Origin of the sequence: Lysobacter antibioticus (genome assembly GCF_001442535.1) — a bacterium.
GTDB lineage: Bacteria > Pseudomonadota > Gammaproteobacteria > Xanthomonadales > Xanthomonadaceae > Lysobacter > Lysobacter antibioticus.
In genome coordinates this window covers 160,673-175,073 of record NZ_CP013141.1, presented here as the reverse complement: position 1 = coordinate 175,073, position 14,401 = coordinate 160,673, and the positions used below count along the sequence as shown (strand labels likewise).

At 67.7% G+C, this 14,401-nt stretch carries 9 protein-coding genes; 5 read left to right on the top strand and 4 right to left on the bottom strand.

Going from position 1 to position 14,401, the window contains the following annotated elements; genetic code table 11:
• Positions 1 to 25: 25 nt before the first annotated feature.
• Both GLA29479_RS00710 and GLA29479_RS00705 read left to right on the top strand, forming a co-directional pair.
• Positions 26 to 577: an SRPBCC family protein gene (locus GLA29479_RS00710; protein ID WP_057970478.1), complete on the top strand. Its 552-nt coding sequence runs from the start codon at positions 26 to 28 to the stop codon at positions 575 to 577.
• 189 nt (positions 578 to 766) lie between these two features.
• Positions 767 to 1,189, top strand: coding sequence for an FKBP-type peptidyl-prolyl cis-trans isomerase (locus tag GLA29479_RS00705; RefSeq protein WP_057920086.1), 423 nt, complete (start codon positions 767 to 769; stop codon positions 1,187 to 1,189).
• 1,351 nt (positions 1,190 to 2,540) lie between these two features.
• Here GLA29479_RS00705 and GLA29479_RS00700 read toward each other — a convergent pair.
• The 4 genes from GLA29479_RS00700 to GLA29479_RS25105 all read right to left on the bottom strand — a co-directional run bounded on the left by GLA29479_RS00700 (position 2,541) and on the right by GLA29479_RS25105 (position 4,989).
• Positions 2,541 to 2,768, bottom strand: a complete 228-nt coding sequence (locus GLA29479_RS00700) for a hypothetical protein (RefSeq protein WP_144436271.1) — start codon at positions 2,766 to 2,768, stop codon at positions 2,541 to 2,543.
• Positions 2,769 to 3,018: 250 nt separating this feature from the next.
• A complete protein-coding gene (locus GLA29479_RS00695; RefSeq protein ID WP_057970476.1) occupies positions 3,019 to 4,002 on the bottom strand; it encodes an LLM class flavin-dependent oxidoreductase in 984 nt (327 codons plus the stop codon).
• 313 nt (positions 4,003 to 4,315) lie between these two features.
• Positions 4,316 to 4,786 carry a hypothetical protein gene (locus GLA29479_RS25110; protein WP_057970475.1) on the bottom strand — a complete coding sequence of 157 codons (471 nt, stop codon included), beginning with the start codon at positions 4,784 to 4,786 and terminating at the stop codon, positions 4,316 to 4,318.
• Positions 4,787 to 4,836: 50 nt separating this feature from the next.
• On the bottom strand, positions 4,837 to 4,989 hold the full coding sequence (locus GLA29479_RS25105) for a hypothetical protein (RefSeq protein WP_161786141.1): 153 nt from the start codon (positions 4,987 to 4,989) through the stop codon (positions 4,837 to 4,839).
• 329 nt (positions 4,990 to 5,318) lie between these two features.
• Between GLA29479_RS25105 and GLA29479_RS00685 the strand changes: the two genes are divergently transcribed.
• The 3 genes from GLA29479_RS00685 (at position 5,319) to GLA29479_RS00675 (ending at position 14,397) form a co-directional block, all read left to right on the top strand.
• Positions 5,319 to 11,243: an MG2 domain-containing protein gene (locus tag GLA29479_RS00685; protein WP_057970474.1), complete on the top strand. Its 5,925-nt coding sequence runs from the start codon at positions 5,319 to 5,321 to the stop codon at positions 11,241 to 11,243.
• Positions 11,244 to 11,269: 26 nt separating this feature from the next.
• Positions 11,270 to 13,621, top strand: a complete 2,352-nt coding sequence (gene pbpC, locus GLA29479_RS00680; protein ID WP_211265022.1) for a penicillin-binding protein 1C — start codon at positions 11,270 to 11,272, stop codon at positions 13,619 to 13,621.
• Between the two features lie 110 nt (positions 13,622 to 13,731).
• Positions 13,732 to 14,397, top strand: a complete 666-nt coding sequence (locus GLA29479_RS00675; protein WP_144436270.1) for a hypothetical protein — start codon at positions 13,732 to 13,734, stop codon at positions 14,395 to 14,397.
• Positions 14,398 to 14,401 lie beyond the last annotated feature (4 nt).

Below are 14,401 nucleotides of genomic sequence, written 5' to 3'. Positions count from 1 at the left end.
GCGCGTGCGGCCTCAGGAGACCGCCATGAGCTTGTCCACGACTCACGACGACTACGGCACCGTCACCGCCGCCGACACGGTGCGCATCGAACGCCTGCTACCCGGCCCGATCGACCGGGTCTGGGCCTATCTGACCGAATCCGACAAGCGCCGCCGCTGGCTCGCCGCCGGCGACATGGATCTGCGTCTGGGCGGTGCGGTCGAACTGGTCTTCAACAACGACCGACTCACCCGCGACGACGACCCGCCGCCGGCGAAATACGCCCAGTACGGCGGCGAGCACCGCGAACGCGGCCGGATCACCGCGATCGACCCGCCGCATCTGCTCAGCTACACCTGGAGCGACACCCCGCCTTCGGAAGTCAGCTTCGAACTCAGCGAGGAAGGCGCGCGCGTGCGCCTGATCGTGACTCATCGCCGCCTCGCCGACCGCGCCATGATGATCAGCGTCGCCGGCGGCTGGCATACCCACCTGGGCATCCTGCTCGCGCTGCTGTCGGGCGAAGAACCTCAAGGCTTCTGGCGCACCCACACCCGGGTCGAGGCCGAGTACGAGCGGCGCATACCTTCGTCGTGAACCGGCGCAGCCGCACGGGGTGCGCCGACAGCGGCTAAGCTTGGCTTCCTGTCGGCGAAAACTCAGAGGTCGCGCGTGTCCATCGGTCGTTCCACATCCTGCTTGTCCGCGAACCCGGTTCCGTCGCGCCTGCGCCGTTGGGCACGCGCCCTGCCGTTGGCCTTGGCCCTGGTTTCGACCGCCGTCGCGGTGAGCGCCTGCCGCAAACCGGCGGCGCAGGAAGAAGCGGCGGCGCCGAAGGTCTTCAGCGGCCGCATCGCCCAGTTCCAGACCATCGACGAACGCGTCGGCACCGGCGAGGTCGCCCAGTCGGGCCAGGACGTGATCGTCCATTACACCGGTTGGCTTTACGACGAGAAGGCTGCCGACAAACACGGCACTAAATTCGACAGCTCGCTCGACCGCGGCAAGCCCTTCGACTTCCTGCTCGGCGCCGGCCGCGTGATCCGCGGCTGGGACGACGGCGTCGCCGGCATGCGCGTGGGCGGCAAGCGCATCCTGATGGTGCCGCCGGAGATGGGCTACGGCCGCGAAGGCGCCGGCGGCGGGGTGATCCCGCCGGATGCGTCGTTGGTGTTCGAGGTGGAGTTGTTGCGGGTGGAGAAGCACTGAGGCGCGTAGCGCCGCTTCTGTCGTTGCCTTTGCCTTTGCCTTTGCCTTTGCCTTTGCCTTTGCCTTTGGCGAGATTTTGATCTGCTTTGCTGCTTTTCTGCTTTGCCGGTCAAGTGGAGACCCGGAGGGCGCCGCACAGGACGTGCGGCGTTTTCCGATAAGACAGGGACGTCTTATCGGAAAATCCCGGCGCAAGCTGCGTGCTCGCAGGGGAGCTTCGTCAAGGAAAAGCACTTTTCTTTGGTGACTTTTGACCGAAGGGAATCCAGACGGACTTTTGGGGCTTTGGCCAAAAGAAAGTTACCCGCACCCTTTAGGGGGCGGAAGCTTTGCACTTGCTTGTGGCTTGTAGCTTCTTGCGTAGCAAGATCAAACGCTAAAAGCTTCCGCCACTAAAGCGGCGGGTTACTTTCTTTTGTCATAAGCAACAAAAGAAAGGTAACCAAAGAAAAATGCTTCTTTTTGAATCACTAGCCCGCACGAGCGATGCCTCCGCAGGGCTTTTTCATACGGGACATCCCTGTCCCGATGAAAAACGGCGCGCATCCCTGCGCGCCGCCCTCCGGGTCTTCGATGGCCTTCGCGAGCGCGAGGCGGCGCACAGCAACGGCAACGCTGCTTCGGGGTAGGAGCGGCGCGAGCCGCGACCGCGATCCGCGGCCGCCGGCGCGAGTGATCGTAGTTGTTTAGTCGCGGCTCACGCCGCTCTTACAGTGGTAGATCACCGTTGCCGTTGCCGTTGCCGTTGCCGTTGCCGTTGCCGTTGCCGTGATGAGCTTGGCGCAGTATCGAGCTCGCGAGAACATCTGAAGACCCGGAGGGCGCCGCACAGGACGTGCGGCGTTTTCCGATAAGACAGGGACGTCTTATCGGAAAATCCCGGCGACAGCACCGCACTCGTGGCCTGTGCCCTTGCAAGGAAAGCCCTTTTCTTTGGTTACCTTTCTTTTGGGCTTAGCAAAAGAAAGTAACCCGGCCGCGTCAGCGGACGGAAGCTCTGCTCTTGCTTGAGGCTTCTCAAAGATCTAGATCAAACACCAAAAGCTTCCGCCACTAAAGCGGCGGGTTACTTTCTTTTGTCATAAGCAACAAAAGAAAGGTAACCAAAGAAAAATGCTTTTCTTTGAATCACAGGCCCGCACGTTCGACGCCGACGCAGGGATTTTTCATACGGGACATCCCTGTCCCGATGAAAAACGGCGCGCATCCCTGCGCGCCGCCCTCCGGGTCTTCGATTGCCTTTGCGAGCACGAGGCGGCGCACAGCAACGGCAACGCTGCTTCGGGATAGGAGCGGCGCGAGCCGCGACCGCGATCCGCGGCCGCCGGCGCGAGTGATCGTAGTTGTTTAGTCACGGCTCACGCCGCTCCTCCAGTGGTAGATCACCGTTGCCTTTGCCGTTGCCGTTGCCGTTGCCGTTGCCGTTGCCGTTGCCGTTGCCGTTGCCGTTGCCGTTGCCGTTGCCGTTGCCGTTGCCGTTGCCGTTGCCGTTGCCGTTATGAGCTTGGCGCAGTAGCGAACTCGCGAGAACGCCTGGAGACCCGGAGGGCACCGCACAGGACGTGCGGCCAGCTTTCACGGAAGCTCTGCTCTTGCTTGAGGAAAACGCAGCGAGATCGCGGCTACGCGGTCGCGGCTCGCGCCGCTCCTACCCCGGCGACAGCGCGCCGCTTCGATGGACGGCATCGGCGTTGTCGCCTCTGCGCGTCCCTTGGTCGCGGCTCGCGCGGCTCCTACCCCGGCGACAGCGCGCCGCTTCGATAGATGGCATCGGCGTTGTCGCCTCTGCGCGTCCCTTGGTCGCGACTCACGTCGCTCCTACAATTGATCTACCCCCGACACGCCTCGGCGGCGATCTCGAACGAACGCAATCTCGCCGCATGGTCGTAAATGTTCGCCGTCAGCATCAGCTCGTCCGGCCGGTGCCGTTCGATGAAGGCGGCGATGCCCTCGCGCACTTCGCCGGCATCGCCGACCACGGCGCAGGCCAGGGCCTGGGCCACGCCGGCTTTTTCGAGCGGGGTCCAGAACGATTCGATGTCGTCGATCGGCGGCGGGATCAAACCGGGGCGGCCACGGCGCAGGTTGACGAAGGCTTGCTGCTGGGTGGTGAACAAACGCCGCGCTTCGGCGCCGGTATCGGCGGCCACCACGTTCAAGGCCAGCATCGCGTGCGGGCGTTGCAGCCGCGAGGACGGCTGGAAATCGCGGCGGTACAGGCTCAGGGCTTCGTCCATCGCGTCAGGCGCGAAATGCGAGGCGAAGGCGAACGGCAAACCCAGCGCGGCCGACAGCCGCGCACTGAACAAACTCGATCCCAGCAGCCACACCGGCACCTCGAGGCCGGCGCCGGGCACGGCGCGCACCGCTTGCCCGGGCTGCACCGGTTCGAAGTAATGCAGCAGCTCGCTGACGTCCTGTGGAAAGCTGTCGGCGCCGTCGTAATAACGACGCAGGGCACGTGCGGTCGCATGGTCGGTGCCGGGCGCGCGTCCCAGGCCGAGATCTATCCGATCCGGGTACAGCGACGCCAGGGTGCCGAACTGTTCGGCGACCTGCAGCGGCGCGTGGTTCGGCAGCATGATGCCGCCGGCGCCTACGCGAATCGTCGAGGTGCCGCCGGCGATGTGGCCGATCAGCACCGCAGTCGCGGCGCTGGCGATGCCCGGCATGTTGTGGTGTTCGGCGAGCCAATAGCGGTTGTAGCCCAGGCGCTCGGCATGCCGGGCCAGGTCGAGGCTGTTGGCGAAGGCCTGGCGGGTGTCGCTGCCTTCGGTGACGGGCGCCAGGTCGAGTACGGAAAACGGCAGCATGCGGTCGCGCTCGAAACGTAGTTGCTTTCGATCTGGGGGCGATGCGGGGCGAATTCAGTGCTGCCCCGCCTGGATCGGACGCGATGCTGTGTTGCGTAGGCGACGCTGACGCGGCGGTGGCGACGTGTTGGATGTCGGGGCGCTGCGATGCGCCCTCATTCAACCCCATCCCCGCCCGGCCCGAGCCCAGAACGTTCGGGACCGTGCGAGCCCATCGCTCACCAGCTGCGCCCCCTCCCCCACATGCCGGAGAGGGGCTCGGAAAACGGACGCCGCGCTTGCCGCGATGGCGCAGCGCCTATCGCTCATGCCTTCAGAACAAATCGAAGCGCAACCCCTCGCGCTCGTTGTCCCAGACCGTGCAGAACACCCACCAGCGCCCCTGTTCGTGGCAGAGCTGGATGCTGTTGGCGCCGCGCTTGAGCACGGTCGGCGAGTCCGGCGTCGGCCGTGCCTCGTACTTGCTCCAGATATGGGCGATCTGGCCGAAGCGTTCGATCCGCTGGTCGGTCTCGACTTCGTGGAAGTCGTTGCCGGTGAAGAACGCTTCGACGTCGGCGATGTAGCTGTCGACGTCGAACACCGCGGCGCGGGTCGAGCCGTCGGCCTCGACCACGGTGCGCAGGCTCAGCGCGCGCGGGTGCTGCAGGTAGCGAAAGCGCGCCCAGTCGCGCGGCGCGCCGGCCGGTCCGGAAATGCATTCGTAGACGGCCCGGACCAGGTGTCCGGCGTCCTGAGTGTCTGCGTGCCAATGGGCGGGTACGGCGTCGGTGCGGTCGTTCATGGCGAGTCGGTTTCCTTGCGACGGGGACGAAGACGACGGCGCAGCGGCGCTCACCAGGGCACGGGCCAACCGGCGAGCGGTGCGATCAGGTAGTAGAGCCCGGCCAGGACCAGCAGCCACATCGCCGACTTCAGCAGGAAGCCGACCAACTTGAAGGCCAGGTACAGCCCCAACGCCACCATCACGATCGCCACGATGTCCATGCCAGCTCCCACAGTGCAAAACGGTCCCGAGCTTAAGCGCTCGCGGACGAGGCGACCAAGTGCCGGGCGTCCCGACTGCCGCCCTGGCGTTTCGGCCGCCGACGCAGGCGGTCGTCGCTGCCGATTTCCATGGCGTTAAAAAATACTTAAGATTCCGACGAACGGCAGGAACGAATTTCTAACATTCCGGTCTAGGCTTTCGATCGACATCGCCAGCCCGCGCGCAAGCGTCGGGCCCGGTCGGGGAAGGGACAAACACGGGGACCGGCCAGGCAACGGATCGCACTGGCCCGGCACTAGCCACAGCACCACGGATTGGAACACCCGCAATGCAAAACACCGACTCGCCGTCGCAACCGGCTCCCACCGCGGAGGCCGGCGACGCCGGCCGCGCCACACCCTGGGCGCGGGCTTCGCGCTCCCTGTTCGGCCAAATCGACTGGGTCCCGCCGGCCTGGCTCGCCGCCGTGTTCGCCCGGGTGCGGCAACGCCCGAGGCTGTACCTGCGCAGCGTGCTCGGTCTGATCCTGGTCGGCACGCTCGGTTATTGGCTCGCCACCCGGCCCAAGCCGGTCGTTCCCGGCGCGTTGGACGTCGAAGTCCACACTCCGGCGCTGACCGACTACGCGCGCGCGCCGGCCGAGGTCGACAGCCTGCGTCTGACCTTCTCCGACACGGCCGCGCCGATCAAGCAAGTCGGCCTGGCGCCGGCCGGCGTGACCATGAGCCCCGAACTCAAGGGCGCCTGGCGCTGGGAAGACGACAAGACCCTGGTGTTCAAGCCCTCGGCCGACTGGCCCGTCAAGACCCGCTACACGGTCGAACTCGATCCCAAGCTCAGCCTCGCCCCCAAGGTGCTGCTGCAGGAATACGAGTTCGAATTCGAGACCGCGCCGTTCACCGCGCAGATCGCCAGCAGCGAGTTCTACCAGGACCCGCAAGACCCCGCGCTCAAGAAAGGCGTGTACGAACTCAAGTTCTCGCACCCGGTCGATGCCGCCCAGTTGGAGCGCCGCATTGCCCTCAAGCTCGCCGACGGCGCCGGCACCGCGCTGGCGGCGCCGAAGTACACGGTCAACTACGACGAAAAGGGCCGGCTCAAAGCCTGGATCCATTCGCAGCCGCTGACCCTGCCGGAGAACGGCGGCAGCCTCAAGCTCGAACTCGCCGCCGGCATCGTCAGCACCCTGGGCGGCAGCGGCAGCGCCGAGGCGCTCGGCGCCACGGTCGCCCTGCCCTCGCTGTACAGCGTCAACGTCACCGACGCCGCTGCCGCCCTGGTCGACAACGAGCGCTTCGAGCCGGAACAGGTGCTGGTGCTTAGCTTCAACAACGCCATGCGCGACAGCGAGGTCGCCGGCGCCGTGCGCGCCTGGCTGCTGCCGGTCAAGGACCCGCGCCGCCCCGCGGCACAACAGAGCGGCGCCTACACCTGGAGCCGCGACGACGTCGACGAGGCGGTGCTGAAGCACGCCACGCCGCTGCCGCTGAGCGCAGTGCCGACCGAACGCGAATACGTCGAGACCCACAGCTTCAAGTTCCAGGCCCCGCCCGGCCGCCGTATCTATCTGCGCGTCGACAAGGGCCTGAAGGCCTTCGGCGGTTTCATGCTCGGCGCGCCCCACACCACGGTCGTGACCGTGCCCGACTACCCGAAGCTGTTGCGCTTCGTCGGCGAAGGCGCGCTGCTGTCGCTGCGCGGCGAACGCCGGATCAGCCTGGTCTCGCGCAACGTCGCCGGCGCGCGCCTGGAAATCGCCCGGGTCCTGCCTGAGCAGATCCAGCACCTGGTGTTCAACAACGAAGGCAGCTACGCCAAGCCCAGCTTCTACAACCTGTCCGCCGACAGTCTGGTCGAACGCGAGGAAAAACGCCTGACCCTGCCGGCCGAGAATCCGGCCAAGGCCCATTACGAAGGCGTCGACCTCGGCCAATACCTCAAGCCCGGCCGCCGCGGCGTGTTCCTGCTGAGCCTGCGCACGCTCGAGGAAGACGACAAGAAACGCAGCGCCGAGGACACCCTGGCCGACGAAGCCGGCAGCGAAGAGGACAGCCGCCTGGTGGTGCTGACCGACCTGGGCATGGCGGTCAAGCAGGCGCTCGACGGCCGCCGCGACGTGTTCGTGCAATCGCTGTCGAACGGCACGCCGGTTGCCGGCGCTCGCGTGCGCGCGGTCGCCCGCAACGGCGAAACCCTGGTCGAGGCCGAGACCGACGCCAGCGGCCGCGCGCAACTGCCCTCGTTGAAAGGCTTCAAGCGCGAGAAGCAACCGACCATGCTGACCGTGAGCCAGGGCGAGGATTATTCGTTCCTGCCGATCGGCGACCACGACCGCACCCTGGACTATTCGCGCTTCGACATCGGCGGCGAGCCCAACGACCTGGAGGCCGGCGCGCTCAACGCTTTCCTGTTCTCCGACCGCGGCCTGTACCGGCCCGGCGACACCGTCAACATCGGCATGATCGTGCGCGCCGCCGACTGGAAGCGCGCCCTGACCGGCCTGCCGCTGGAATGGGAGTTCACCGATCCGCGCGGCACCGTCGCCAAGCGCGAGCGGCTCAAGCTCAGCGCCAGCGGTTTCGAGAGCGCCAGCTTCACCCCGAGCGACAGCGCGCCCAGCGGCACCTGGCAGGTACAGTTGTTCCTGCTCGGCCGCGACGACAAGCGCACCACCATCGGCTCGACCTCGGTGCAGGTGCGCGAGTTCGCGCCCGACACCATGCGGGTCAAGGCGAAGCTGTCGGCGGAGAACCCCAACGGCTGGATCAAGCCCGAACAGCTCGCCGCCCTGGTCGATGCCGAGAATCTGTTCGGCACGCCCGCGCAGCAGCGCCGCGTCGAAGGCACGATGGTGCTGCGCCCGGCCTTCCCGAGCTTCCCGGCCTATCCGGGCTACCAGTTCTTCGACCCGCAGCGCGCCAAGGAAGGCTACGACGAATCGCTCAGCGACCAGACCACCAACGCCGAAGGCCGGGCCGAGTTCAAGCTCGACCTGACCAAGTACGAGCGCGCGACCTATCAGCTGAGTTTCCTCGCCCGGGCCTTCGAACCCGGCAGCGGCCGCAACGTCGCCGCCCAGACCAGCGCCCTGGTGTCGAGCAACGATCACCTGGTCGGCATCAAGTCGCAGGACGATCTGAACTACATCCAGCGCGGCGCCAAGCGTGCCCTGCAGTTGCTGGCGATCGGCCAGGACGGCAAGCCGAAGACGGTCGCCGGCCTGCGCGCAGTGGTGGTCGAGAAGCGCTATGTGTCGGTGCTGACCAAGCAGGATTCGGGCCTGTACCGCTACGTCTCGCACGAACGCCGCTTCGACCGCCGCGACCAGGCCTTGGCCCTGGCCGGCGGCCGCGAGAACGTGTCGCTGAGCACCGACCAGCCCGGCGATTTCGTGCTCGAAGTGCGCGCCGCCGACGGCAAGGTGCTCAACCAGATCGGCTACCAGATCGCCGGTGCCGCCAACCTGTCGCGTTCGCTCGAACGCAACGCCGAGCTGAGCCTGAATCTGTCCAAGCCCAGCTACAAGCCCGGCGAGACCATCGAGATCAGCGTGCGCGCGCCGTATGCCGGCAGCGGCCTGATCACCCTGGAGCGCGATCGCGTCTACGCCCACGTCTGGTTCCGCGCCGACAGCAACGCCAGCGTGCAGAAGATCGTCGTGCCCGCCGATTTCGAGGGCAACGGCTACGTCAACGTGCAGTTCCTGCGCGACCCGAACTCGGACGAGATTTACATGAGTCCGCTGTCCTACGGCGTGGCGCCGTTCGCGGTCGACCGCAGTGCGCGCACCCAGCCGATCAAGGTCAGCCTGCCGCGGGTGACCAAGCCGGGCACGCCGATGACCGCCGATGTGGTCACCCAGGGCAAGGCACGGGTGGTGCTGTTCGCGGTCGACGAAGGCATCCTGCAGGTCGCGCGCTATCGCGTCGGCGACCCGCTCGATCATTTCTTCCGCAAGAAGATGCTGCAGGTCGACACCGCACAGATCCTCGACCTGTTGCTGCCCGAGTTCAGCCGCATCGCCGGCCAGGCCGCGCCGGGCGGCGACGGCGAAGGCGGCATGGCCAAGCACCTCAATCCGTTCAAGCGCAAATCCGAGAAACCGGCGGTGTGGTGGTCGGGCATCGTCGATGTCGACGGCCAGCACCAGTTCAAGTTCACCCTGCCCGATCATTTCAACGGCCAGGTGCGGGTGGTCGCGGTCGCGGTGACCCCGGAACGGGTCGGCGTGTTCCAGACCGAGGCGTTGGTGCGCGGCGACTTCGTGTTGACGCCGACGGTGCCGACGCATGTTGCCCCGGGCGACGAATTCGACCTGCCGGTCGGCGTGGCCAACACCATCGAAGGCGCCAAATCGGCGGCCAAGGTCGCGGTCGCGTTGCAGCTGCCGCCGTCGCTGACCCTGGTCGGCGCGGCGCCGGCGCCGGTATCGATCGCCCCGCGCGGCGAAACCACGCTGCGCTTCCGTGTGCGTGCCGGTCAGGCGCTCGGCGCGGTGCCGGTCGCGATCCAGGCGAGCTCGGGCGCGTTCAAGGCGCAGCGGCGCATCGAGCTGTCCTTGCGCCCGGCCTTGGTCGCGCGCCAGGATCTGATCGCCGGGCGCGCCACCCAGCGCACCGTCATCCAACCCTTGCGCAAGATGTACGACCAGCGCGCGACCCGGCAGTTGTCGGCCTCGGTTTCGCCCCTGGTCGCGCTCGACGGCCTCAGCGCGTATCTGGGCGACTACCCGCATCAGTGCACCGAGCAATTGCTGAGCGGCGCATTCCCGGCGCTGGTGCTGCAATCGCATCCCGAGCTCGGCAAGGTGGTCGGCCCGGGCGCGGGCCAGCCGAAGCAGAACATCGTCGACGTGCTGCGTTCGCGCCAGAACAGCGAAGGCGGCCTGGGCTTGTGGACGGCGACGCCGCAGGCCGACGCCTTCGTCACCGCCTATGCCGCCTTGTACCTGATCGAAGCGCGCGAACGCGGCCAGCCGATCCCGGACGATCTGCTCAAGTCGCTCAACGGCTATCTGGAGTCCTTGGCCGCCGACCGCTCCGGCAACGACCTGGCGGCGCTGCGCAGCCGCGCCTTCGCGGTGTATCTGCTGGTGCGCCAAGGCCGCACCGCCAGCAACCTGCTCAGCTCGGTGCACGAGCAGATCAAGCGCGACCAACCCAAGACCTGGGAGAACGACAGCGCCGGCCTGTTGATCGCGGCGAGTTACCAATTGCTGCAACAGGACAAGGCGGCGCGTCCGCTCGCGGTCAAGGCGTTCACCCGCGCCAACCGCACCGCCGGCGCCAAGCCGACCGCGTATTCGTACTACTACGACGGCGGCATCGACCAAGCCTGGACGGTGTACCTGCTCAACCGCCACTTCGCCGCCTTGGCCAAGGACCAGCTCAAGCCGGTGGCGCTGGAGCGCTTGCTCGATCCGCTGCGCAACAACAGCTACAACACGCTGTCCTCGGCGCTGACCGTGCTGGCGATGGACGCCTACGCCAGCGCGCAACCGGCGCAGGCGACACCGGTGCTGGAAGCGGCCGGCAAGGACGGCAAGTCGCGACGCATCGGCAGCAGCCAGGGTTCGATCGCCCGCAGCGCCTTCACCGGCAGCGATCTGCGCCTGTGGGTGGCGCCGGCCGGCCCGGTCCCGGCCTGGTACCTGGTCAACCAGAGCGGTTACGACCGCGCCGCGCCGAAGGCAGTGCAGGATCGCGGTCTGGAAGTGGTGCGCGATTATCTGGACGCCGCCGGCAAGCCGGTCACCGCGCTCAAGCAGGGCCAGGAAATCACCGTGCGCCTGCGCGTGCGTGCGCTCGGTGCGCCGGCCCGCGGCAACATCGCCATCGTCGACTTGTTGCCGGGCGGTTTCGAGCCGGTGATGCAGTACGCGGCCGCGTCGGCCGTTGTCGAAGCGGCCTCCAACGACGACGAGAGCGAAGACTGCGAGGAGGAATGCGAGGAAAGCGGCGAAGAAGACGGCCAGCCTTCGCGCGACGGCGACGAGCAGAACGCGGCGCCGCAGCAGACCCTCGCCCTGCCCGGTTCGAGCTTCGTGCCCGACCACGTCGAACAACGCGAAGACCGCATCGTGCTGTACGGCGATGTCGGATCGGAGGTCGTCGAGTTCCGCTACAGCGTGCGCGCCAACAACACCGGCAAGTTCATCGTCCCGCCGGTGTACGCCGAGTCGATGTACGAACGCTCGGTGTATGCGCAAGGCGGCCCCGCCGGTCAACTGCAGGTCGACGCGCCTAAGCCATGAGGGTTCTGTTGGGCAAGGCGGGAAACATGCGACGGCAGTGGTTGCTCCTGCTGCTGAGTCTCACTGCCGTCGCTGTGGCGCTGGTCGCGGTGCGCTATTCGCCGCGACCATCGCTGTCGGAATCGGTGCCGCTGTCGACCGTGGTCCGCGACCGCGAGGGCCGGCTGCTGCGGCTGACCCTCGCCAGCGACCAGCGTTACCGGCTGTGGGTGCCGTTGTCGGAGATCTCGCCGTCGCTGGTCGAGGCGGTGATGCTGCAGGAAGACGCCTGGTTCCGCTGGCATGCCGGCGTGAACCCGGTCAGCCTGGTGCGCGGGGCCTGGTCGACCTACGCCAGCGGCGAGGCGCGCATCGGCGGCTCGACCCTGACCATGCAGCTCGCGCGCCTGCGCTGGCGCCTGCAGACCCGCGACGTGCGCGGCAAGCTGGTGCAGATCGCGCGCGCCGTGCAATTGGAGCTGTGTTACTCGAAAGACGAGATCCTCGAGGCCTATCTCAACCTCGCCCCGTACGGCGGCAACATCGAAGGCGTCGGCGCGGCGAGTCTGATCTATTACCGCAAGCCCTCCGATCGCCTGACCCTGCCCGAAGCGCTGGCCCTGGCGGTGTTGCCGCAGGCGCCGTCGCGGCGCGGCCGCCTGACCGCGCGCGACGACGACGCCTTCTACATCGGCAGCGGCCTGGAAGCGGCGCGCGCACGCCTGTACGCGCGTTGGCGCGAGCGCCACCCGGAGGACGCCGCCGAAGACGCGCTGCTGAAACTGCCGCTGCGCCTGCACAGCGCGCGCGAGCTGCCGTTCCGCGCCCCGCACCTGGTCGACCGCGTGCTCGCCGAGCGCGCCTGGCACCCGCACGACGGCCCCGAACTCAAGACCACGCTCGACACCCGCCTGCAACGCCTGCTCGAAGAACGCGTGCGCAACCATCTGCAACGCGAACGCAGCCGCGGCTTGCGCAACGCCAGCGCGATCCTGATCGACACACGCGACATGGGCGTGCGCGCCCTGGTCGGCTCGGCGGATTATTTCGACGCCGGCATCCAGGGCCAGGTCAACGGCGCCGACGCCAAGCGCTCGCCCGGTTCGACTCTCAAGCCCTTCATCTACGCCCTCGCCCTCGACCAGGGCGTGCTGCATCCGGCCAGCGTGCTGCGCGACGTGCCGAGCGCGTTCGGCCCGTACACACCGGAGAATTTCGACGGCCGTTTCATGGGCCCGGTGACCGCGACCGAAGCGCTGGTGCGCAGCCGCAACATCCCCGCGGTCGGCGTCGCCGCCCAGCTCAAGCAGCCGAGCTTCTACGATTTCCTGCGCCGCGCCGGCGTGCGCGACCTCGCCAGCCAGAATCATTACGGCCTCGCCCTGGTGCTCGGCGGCGGCGAAGTCACGATGGAAGAACTCGCGCGCATGTACGCGATGCTCGGCAACGACGGTCGCCTGCGCGCGCTGCGCTGGCGCGACGGCGATCCGCAGGAGGAAGGCGCGCGCTTGCTCAGCGCCGAAGCCGCCTTCGTCACCCGCGACATGCTGCGCCAGAATCCGCGCCCCGACGCAGGCTCGCAATCGGCCTCGCGGCCCTTGCCGGTGGCGTGGAAGACCGGCACCTCGTGGGCGTTCCGCGACGCCTGGAGTGCCGGCCTGGTCGGCCCCTACGTGCTGGTGGTCTGGCTCGGCAATTTCGACGGCTCCAGCAACCCGGCCCTGGTCGGCGTCGAAGCCGCGGCGCCGCTGTTCTTCGACATCGTCGACGGCCTGCAGGCGGCACGGGTCGATCTCGCCGAGCCGGTGCGGCAGTGGCCCCTGAACCTCAAGCGCGTGGAAATCTGCCGCGCCAGCGGCGACCTGCCCAATGCCTGGTGCCCGCAACGCGGCATGACCTGGTTCATCCCCGGCAAATCGCCGATCCGGATCAGCACCGTGCACCGTGCGATCGCCATCGACACTGCCAGCGGTCGCCCGGCCTGTGGCCCCTTCGATCCGCGCAGCATGCGCAACGAGGTGTTCGAGTTCTGGCCGTCCGACCTCGCACGGGTGTTCGTGCAGGCCGGCATTCCGCGCCGGCGCCCGCCGCCGGGCCACGATTGCGCCGGTTCGCAGGATTGGCTGGGTTCGCCGCCGAGCATCACCTCGCCGTATCGCGCCACCCGCTACACGATGCGGCTGTCGCATCCCGAGCAGGTCGCGTTGAACCTGGCCGCGACCGTCGATGCCGATGTCTCGCGCCTGTACTGGTTCGTCGGCAGCACCTTCCTCGGCAGCGCCGAACCCGGCACCGCCCTGGCCTGGACCCCGGACCGCACCGGACACTTCCGCTTGTCGGTGGTCGACGACCACGGCCGCAGCGACGAACGCGAGATCGAAGTCGCGGTGGTGCAGTAATGCGGTCCTCGCGGCGACACTGAACCCCGCCTCGCCCGGACCGCCGCGGACGCTTTGGAAAAGCGCCGGCGGCGCTTATGGTGAGCGCGTCCACCGCGCAGGAAACGTCCATGCCGCGCCATCGCCTCCGTCCGCATTCGCCCGCCGTCCCGTCGCGTCGGCTCGTCGCTCTCGCCGCGCTCGCACTCGCCGCCGGCGGGCTCGCGGCTGCGAGCGCTCAGGCATCGCCCGCGCCAGCTGAATATTCCGACGACATCGACAAGGTCCGCGGCTGTTGGATCCAGCGGGTCGAACCCGATGGCCCGGCCACCTTGTTCCTGCGGCTGTTGCCCGAACCCGAGCGCAAGGATTGGCTGGTCGGCGCACTGCAACGCGCCGACGGCGACGACCCCGACCGCCGCCTGCGCCTGCAGTTCGCGCGCAGCGGCCTCGACGCAGTGCTCGGCCCCAACACACCGAGCGGCGATACGCCTGCGCCGGCCGACGTCAAACCGGCGCCGCTGAAGACCCTCAAAGCCATCCGCCCGGCGCAGTCCGGCCTGGTGCATCTGCCGAAGGCGCAGATGAACTACTGGCGCATGGCGGGTCTGTCCCCTCCTCCGGCCGGCGCGCCCGAGCAGACCAGCGTCATGTTCTACCACCATCACGACCAGACATTCTTGCGCGTGGAGGTCTCGCCCGAGCATCTCAAGCTCAGCATCGGCGGCACCCATCCGCACACCAGCAAAATGCCAGAAAAAGTGCTGTTCGACGGCCGCCGCGACGGTTGCGACTGAGGCC